This is a genomic window from Streptomyces sp. SID3212 (assembly GCF_009865405.1).
In the GTDB taxonomy this organism is placed as follows: domain Bacteria; phylum Actinomycetota; class Actinomycetes; order Streptomycetales; family Streptomycetaceae; genus Streptomyces.
On record NZ_WWJY01000073.1, the window covers coordinates 1 to 6,230 of the forward strand.

7 protein-coding genes are annotated in these 6,230 nt (G+C 72.0%); 5 read left to right on the top strand and 2 right to left on the bottom strand.

All coding sequences use genetic code 11. The annotated features are described in order from the left end of the window. Positions 1-145: 145 nt before the first annotated feature. Positions 146-1,105: an alpha/beta hydrolase gene (locus GT042_RS02595; protein WP_161307075.1), complete on the bottom strand. Its 960-nt coding sequence runs from the start codon at positions 1,103-1,105 to the stop codon at positions 146-148. A 146-nt stretch (positions 1,106-1,251) separates the two neighbouring features. Here GT042_RS02595 and GT042_RS02600 point away from each other — a divergent pair, with 146 nt between their 5' ends. From GT042_RS02600 to GT042_RS02615, 4 genes are all read left to right on the top strand, one after another. Beyond that, entirely contained in the window at positions 1,252-1,473 is a 222-nt protein-coding gene (locus tag GT042_RS02600) for a hypothetical protein (RefSeq protein WP_161307076.1), read from the top strand. 110 nt (positions 1,474-1,583) lie between these two features. Then, a complete protein-coding gene (locus GT042_RS02605) occupies positions 1,584-2,225 on the top strand; it encodes a TetR/AcrR family transcriptional regulator (protein WP_161307077.1) in 642 nt (213 codons plus the stop codon). Between the two features lie 145 nt (positions 2,226-2,370). After that, positions 2,371-2,598 (top strand): DUF3107 domain-containing protein, encoded by a 228-nt coding sequence (locus GT042_RS02610; RefSeq protein WP_161307078.1) that lies wholly within the window; start codon positions 2,371-2,373, stop codon positions 2,596-2,598. A gap of 148 nt (positions 2,599-2,746) precedes the next feature. Further along, the gene (locus tag GT042_RS02615) at positions 2,747-3,019 is read left to right on the top strand and encodes a hypothetical protein (protein WP_161307079.1); all 273 of its coding nucleotides are present in this window, start codon (positions 2,747-2,749) and stop codon (positions 3,017-3,019) included. 103 nt (positions 3,020-3,122) lie between these two features. Here the strand turns inward: GT042_RS02615 and GT042_RS02620 are convergent, their stop codons facing one another. Beyond that, complete coding sequence (locus GT042_RS02620; RefSeq protein WP_161307080.1) at positions 3,123-3,869, bottom strand: ferritin-like fold-containing protein; 747 nt, start codon at positions 3,867-3,869, stop codon at positions 3,123-3,125. A 483-nt stretch (positions 3,870-4,352) separates the two neighbouring features. On the opposite strand from GT042_RS02620, the gene GT042_RS02625 reads away from it, so the two are divergent. Next, positions 4,353-6,176, top strand: a complete 1,824-nt coding sequence (locus GT042_RS02625; protein ID WP_237530416.1) for a DEAD/DEAH box helicase — start codon at positions 4,353-4,355, stop codon at positions 6,174-6,176. Positions 6,177-6,230 lie beyond the last annotated feature (54 nt).

The following is a 6,230-nucleotide window of genomic DNA, read 5'->3' on the forward strand; positions in this document are numbered from 1 at the left end:
GCCGCCGGAGCGCCGCCTGCCGTCCTCGGGACCGTCGGGTCCCGCGGCCGGGGGGTCGGCGACCGGTGCGCCGGGCGCCTGGCCGCCTCTGTTCCGCGAGCCCTGCGGAACGGCGCCCTTGCGACTGTGTCGTCCCACGCCCCGGTCAGCTCCTGTGGTGGTCGTCGATGAGGTCCCGGCAGGCCTGCGCGACCTGCTCGGGGTACTCCATCATGGCAACATGCCCGGCCTCGGGGAGCGTCAGGAGCCGTGAATCACGGAACGCGGCCGACGCCTTGCGGGCCATACGGTACGAAACGAGCTGATCCCGGCCCCCGTACACGAGCAGCGTCGGCGCCAGGACCCGTTCGGCCTGCCGCCACAGACCGTGTTGACCCCCGAGGGTGTACTCGTTCACGATGCTGCGCGCCGAGCGGGCCATCACGTCCCAGAAATAGGGGAGTTCGAGCCTGCGCTCCATCTCCTTGACCGCGTTGGCCAGTTCCTCGTCGGTGACGAGCGACGGGTCGCCGTAACAGAGGGCCAGCAGGCCGCGGGTGCGCTCCTCCGCCGTCCAGCCCCGGGTCAGCCGCCCGAAGAGCGCCGTCACGCCGGGGAGGGCCACCAGTGCGGTGGGGAGGGCGCTGCGCTGGATCCGCAGCTCGGGGAGCGCCGGTGAGATCAGCGTGAGCGTCCGGACGAGGTCGGGGCGGGCGGCGGCTACGCGGGTGGCGATGGCGCCGCCGAGCGAATTGCCGAAGAGGTGCACGGGCCCGCGCCGGCCCGCGTCCAGCAGCCGGATCACCGCGCGGGCCTGGCCGGTGATCGAGTAGTTGCCGTCGTCCGGCGGCGGCGAGTCCCCGAAGCCGGGCAGGTCGACGGCCTCGCCGTCCACCGCGCCCGCCAGGAGGGGCATCAGCGCGGACCAGTTCTCCGACGAGCCGCCCAGTCCGTGGACGTAGAGCGCGGGCGGTGCTCCGGTGTGCGTCGCGGGCCGGGACCGCACGGTCAGGGTGAGCCCGGGAAGCACCACCGAGCGCAGCCGCTCCCCCTGCCTGATCCGTACGGCGCTGACCCGTGGAGCCACGGCGGCGGCAAGGGTTTCCGGCAGCTCGGTCGAAGACATGCGGGCAATGTTACGAGACGATCACGCGCGGATTCGTGTGTTCGCCGTCACAGTCCCCCATGGCGCCGCGCGGCCCCTGCTCCTACTCTCGGAGGAAGGGGCCTTCGCGCCCCCGTCCCTTTCCTACGCGAAGAGAAAGGGCAGTGATGACGGCCGACCCCACGGACCCGGACGAGACGGGCGAGACCGGCGGCATCGGTGAGACCGGCGAGATCGGCACCGAGACGCCGGAGGACGACGCCGCGGAACAGCGCGCCGAGGTGCGCCCCGACGACGAGGACGGCCTGCGCACCGGCGCCGAGGCGGACGAGGGCGACGCCGCGGAACAGGCGAGGACGGTGACCCTCGACGAGGACGAATACCGCTGAGCTGTCCGGTCCATGAAATTGTGCTTCCGCACCACACGCCGCCCCGTTGCCCAAAAGTACGATGGCGGCGCGGCGCACCGCGCGCACAGAACGAATTTTTGGGAGGCGGCGTGACAGCCATAGAGCAGACCGAGGCGGCACGCCCGCGAGGCACCCGTCTGCCGCGCCGCGCGCGACGCAACCAGCTGCTGGGCGCGGCGCAGGAGGTATTCGTCGCGCAGGGCTACCACTCGGCGGCGATGGACGACATCGCCGAGCGGGCGGGCGTCAGCAAGCCCGTGCTCTACCAGCACTTCCCCGGCAAGCTGGAGCTGTACCTGGCCCTGCTGGACCAGCACTGCGAGTCGCTGCTCCAGGCGGTCCGTACGGCGCTGGCGTCGACCACGGACAACAAGCTCCGGGTCGAGGCGACGATGGACGCCTACTTCGCGTACGTGGAGGACGAGGGCGGCGCGTTCCGCCTGGTCTTCGAGTCGGACCTCACCAACGAGCCCGAGGTGCGCAAGCGGGTCGACCTGGTCGCCCTCCAGTGCGCCGAGGCGATCTCGGACGTGATCGCCGAGGACACCGGGCTGTCCAAGGAGGAGTCCATGCTGCTGGCCGTGGGCCTCGGCGGGGTCTCCCAGGTGGTGGCCCGCTACTGGCTCTCCAGCGAGTCCGCGATCCCGCGTGAGCAGGCGGTCCAGCTCCTCACCTCCCTGGCCTGGCGCGGCATCGCCGGCTTCCCGCTGCACGGCAGCGAGCAGCACTGAGCGGGGGGCGTTCCCGGGGCGGGCGTCCCGTGTTCGCTGCGGGCGTGCTCGTCCGGCGTCTTTCCGATGGTCTCTCCGGGCTAATGTGTGCTGCGTACAGCGCGGCTCGCCGCGCAACGCACTGACCGTTCGGAGGGACATAGCGGTGGAGGTCAAGATCGGCGTGCAGCACACGCCCCGCGAGATCGTTCTGGAGAGCGGGCAGTCCGCCGAGGAGGTCGAGCGCGCCGTGGCCGACGCGCTCGCCGGCAAGGCGCAGCTGCTCAGCCTCACGGACGACAAGGGGCGGAAGGTCCTCGTACCGGCCGAGCGGATCGCTTACGTGGAGATCGGCGAGCCGGCGACACGACGCGTCGGATTCGGCGCGCTCTAGCCTTCGGCAAGGAGTCACACGAAGGCCCGGCGGAACCCCGCCGGGCCTTCGTGCTGCGAGGGTTGTGTCCGGTTCACCGCGGGTAGTGACGGATCAGCGGTTTCGCATGATCGTAGGACCCACTCCCGGCGTCGTGAGGTGAACAGCAGTGGTCTCGGAAGCTCTTGTCTCGGTCCTGCTCGGACTCGGTCTTTCGTGGGCCGCGGCCCACCTCCTGCCGCACCGGCTTCCGGCCCGCCGCACGGTGTTCCTCGCGGGCACCCTGGGCACCGTCTTCGGCGCCTACCTGACCCACATGGCCCTGGGCCCGGGCCACGCGCTGCCGACCCTGGCGGGCGCGGCGACGGTGGGAGCGGTGGTGGTCTCCCTGCTGCTGCGCCCGACGAGGCGCCGGTTCCTCCTGAGCCCGTCGGGCGACTGAGGCCGCCGACCAAGCCCGTCGAGGCTCCCTCAAGCCCGACCCGGCTCCCTAAAGCCCGTCCGGCGATTGAGGACAAAAACGGCCGAAGGCCGTGCCCCCAGAGCTAGGCCGCGAGGCCAAGCGCAGCCATCCGCTTCGTATGCGCCTCCGTGATCCGCGAGAACATCCGCCCCACCTCCGCGAGGTCGAACCCGTCCGCCACCCCGCCCACCAGCATCGTCGAGAGCGCGTCACGGTCGGCCACGACCCGCTGCGCCTGCGACAGTGCCTCACCCATCAGCCGCCGCGCCCAGAGCGCGAGCCGCCCGCCCACCCTCGGCTCCGCCTCGATCGCGGCCCGTACCTTCTCGACGGCGAAGTTCCCGTGCCCGGTGTCGTCCAGGACCGCCAGCACCAGGGCGCGGGTGTCGGTGTCCAGCCGGGCCGCCACCTCCCGGTAGAAGTCGCTGGCGATCGAGTCGCCGACGTACGCCTTCACCAGGCCCTCCAGCCAGTCCGACGGCGCGGTCTGCCGGTGGAAGTCGTCGAGCGCCTTCGCGAACGGCTCCATCGCCTCCGTCGGCTCGGCGTCGATCGCGCGCAGCCGGTCGTTCAGCCGGTCGAAGTGGCCGAATTCCGCGGCGGCCATCTTGGCCAGCGCCGCCTTGTCGGCCAGCGTCGGCGCCAGCTTCGCGTCCTCGGCGAGCCGTTCGAAGGCCGCCAGCTCGCCGTACGCGAGCGCTCCCAGCAGATCCACGACCGCGGCGCGGTACTGCGGCTCCGTCGAGGCCGTCTCCCAGTCCTGGGCGGCGATTCCAATGGGTTCCTGGGCTGCTGCTACGGGCGCGGTGGCGTTGTCGGGCGTCTCCATGGACCGCACAATAGCCCGCTCGGCGCACCCCGTAAGGGGCCGGTCGGACACCGCCACCCCACCGTTCCGACGAATTCGCCCGACACATGTGCGCGATTCCGGGGTACAGTGGTAATGCGCCTGCCGAGTATTCGGCGGGCCATCGCAGTGTCTGACTGTGGGATCCTCCGCGGCCAGGCCTTACGAGGATGCCCGGTCGGTGGCCCGATCGGCTCCGCCCCGACCGCCCTCCGCGCGGAATCGTACGCACAGGTGCGAACGACTCCCAGATGAGGGGCCCCCTCAGCGGCACGAGCGCTCGAGCGACGGCAGTGGTCCCGCGCCATCCGGCCAATCCACGGCCGGCCGAGTACCCAGGTGCGGTACGACCCCCAGCGTTCGCCTCGCGTCGCGTCTCACAGAAGAGGCAGCACCCTGACTACGACTTTCCGAGACCTCGGAATCCTCCCCGAGACGGCAGAAGCACTCGAAGCCGTCGGCATCATGTCCCCGTTCCCCATCCAGGAGATGACCCTCCCGGTCGCCCTGTCCGGCAAGGACGTCATCGGACAGGCCAAGACCGGCACGGGCAAGACCCTGGGCTTCGGTCTCCCCCTCCTGGAGCGCGTCACCGTCCCCGCGGACGTCGAGGCGGGCCGCGCGGCCCCCGAGAAGCTCACGAACGCGCCGCAGGCGCTCGTCGTCGTGCCCACCCGCGAGCTGTGCCAGCAGGTCACCAACGACCTCCTGACCGCCGGCAAGGTGCGGAACGTACGCGTGCTCGCCATCTACGGCGGCCGGGCGTACGAGCCCCAGGTCGAAGCGCTCAAGAAGGGCGTCGACGTGATCGTCGGCACCCCGGGCCGGCTGCTCGACCTCGCGGGCCAGAAGAAGCTCGACCTCTCCCACATCCGCGCCCTCGTCCTGGACGAGGCCGACGAGATGCTCGACCTGGGCTTCCTTCCCGACGTCGAGCGGATCATCCAGCTGCTGCCGCCCAAGCGCCAGACCATGCTGTTCTCGGCGACCATGCCGGGCGCGGTCATCGGGCTCGCCCGCCGGTACATGTCGCAGCCGACGCACATCAGCGCCACGTCGCCGGACGACGCGGGCGCGACGGTCGCCAACACCACGCAGCGCATCTACCGCGCCCACTCCATGGACAAGCCGGAGCTGGTCGCGCGGATCCTCCAGGCGGAGGGCCGCGGCCTCGCGATGATCTTCTGCCGTACGAAGCGCACGGCCGCCGACATCGCGGACCAGCTCGCCCAGCGCGGCTTCGCCTCCGGCGCGGTCCACGGCGACCTCGGCCAGGGCGCCCGCGAGCAGGCGCTGCGCGCCTTCCGCAACGGCAAGGTGGACGTGCTGGTCTGCACCGACGTCGCCGCACGCGGCATCGACGTCGAAGGTGTGACGCACGTCATCAACTACCAGTCGCCCGAGGAGGAGAAGACGTACCTCCACCGCATCGGCCGCACCGGCCGCGCGGGCGCGTCCGGGATCGCCGTGACGCTCGTGGACTGGGACGACATCCCCCGCTGGCAGCTGATCAACAAGGCGCTGGACCTCGGCTTCCCGGACCCGCCGGAGACGTACTCGACGTCCCCGCACCTGTTCGAGGAGCTGAACATCCCGGCCGGCACGAAGGGCATCCTGCCCCGTACGGACCGGACCCGCGCGGGTCTGTCGGCCGAGCAGGTCGAGGACCTGGGCGAGACGGGCGGGCGTGGCCGCAAGTCGCCTGCGGCGGCGGTAGCCACGGCGGTACGGGAGGAGCGGCCGGCGCGTACGCGTACGCCTCGGCAGCGTCGCCGGACGCGTGGCGGTTCGGACGCGGAGCCGGTCGCGGTCCCCTCTTCGGCTCCGGCCGAGGTTTCGGCCCCGGCCGCCACTTCTGCCCCGGTCCAGGTCGCGGCGAAGGCCCCTTCTTCGGCCCGCGGCCGGGCGTCCTCGGAGCCCCGGGTGCGGCTGGAGCCGCTGGCCCCGCCCGTCCAGGCGCCTGAGCCGCAGTTCCAGACGGCGGTGGTCCTGGAGACGCCGGACGCGGTCGCCTCGACGGAGCCGCGCACGCCGCGGCGGCGTCGCCGCGCTCGCGCGGTGGATGCGGTGCCGGAGGCCACGTTTCAGACTGCGACGCCGGTGGCGGTCCCGGAGCCTGTGTCGGAGCCCGAGCCTGAGGGCGCGGCTGCGGCCAAGCCCCGACGCCGCCGTACGCGTGCGGTGAAGCCTGTCGCTGAGGCGGCTGTCGAGGCGGCCCCGGCCGAGGTGGTCGACGCCCCGACGAAGCCGAGGCGGCGCACCCGTACGAAGGTGACGCCGGACGCGTAGCGCCTGCCCGGCGGTTGGTTGCGCTTACCGATGTCCTCAATCGCCGGACGGGCT

What these genes read in the sequence shown, in the direction of transcription:
- GT042_RS02625 (WP_237530416.1), top strand. Translation starts at nt 4,353, where the DNA reads ATGTCCCCGTTCCCCATCCAGGAGATGACCCTCCCGGTCGCCCTGTCC.
- GT042_RS02620 (WP_161307080.1), bottom strand. Translation starts at nt 3,869, where the DNA reads ATGGAGACGCCCGACAACGCCACCGCGCCCGTAGCAGCAGCCCAGGAA.
- GT042_RS02595 (WP_161307075.1), bottom strand. Translation starts at nt 1,105, where the DNA reads ATGTCTTCGACCGAGCTGCCGGAAACCCTTGCCGCCGCCGTGGCTCCA.
- GT042_RS02600 (WP_161307076.1), top strand. Translation starts at nt 1,252, where the DNA reads ATGACGGCCGACCCCACGGACCCGGACGAGACGGGCGAGACCGGCGGC.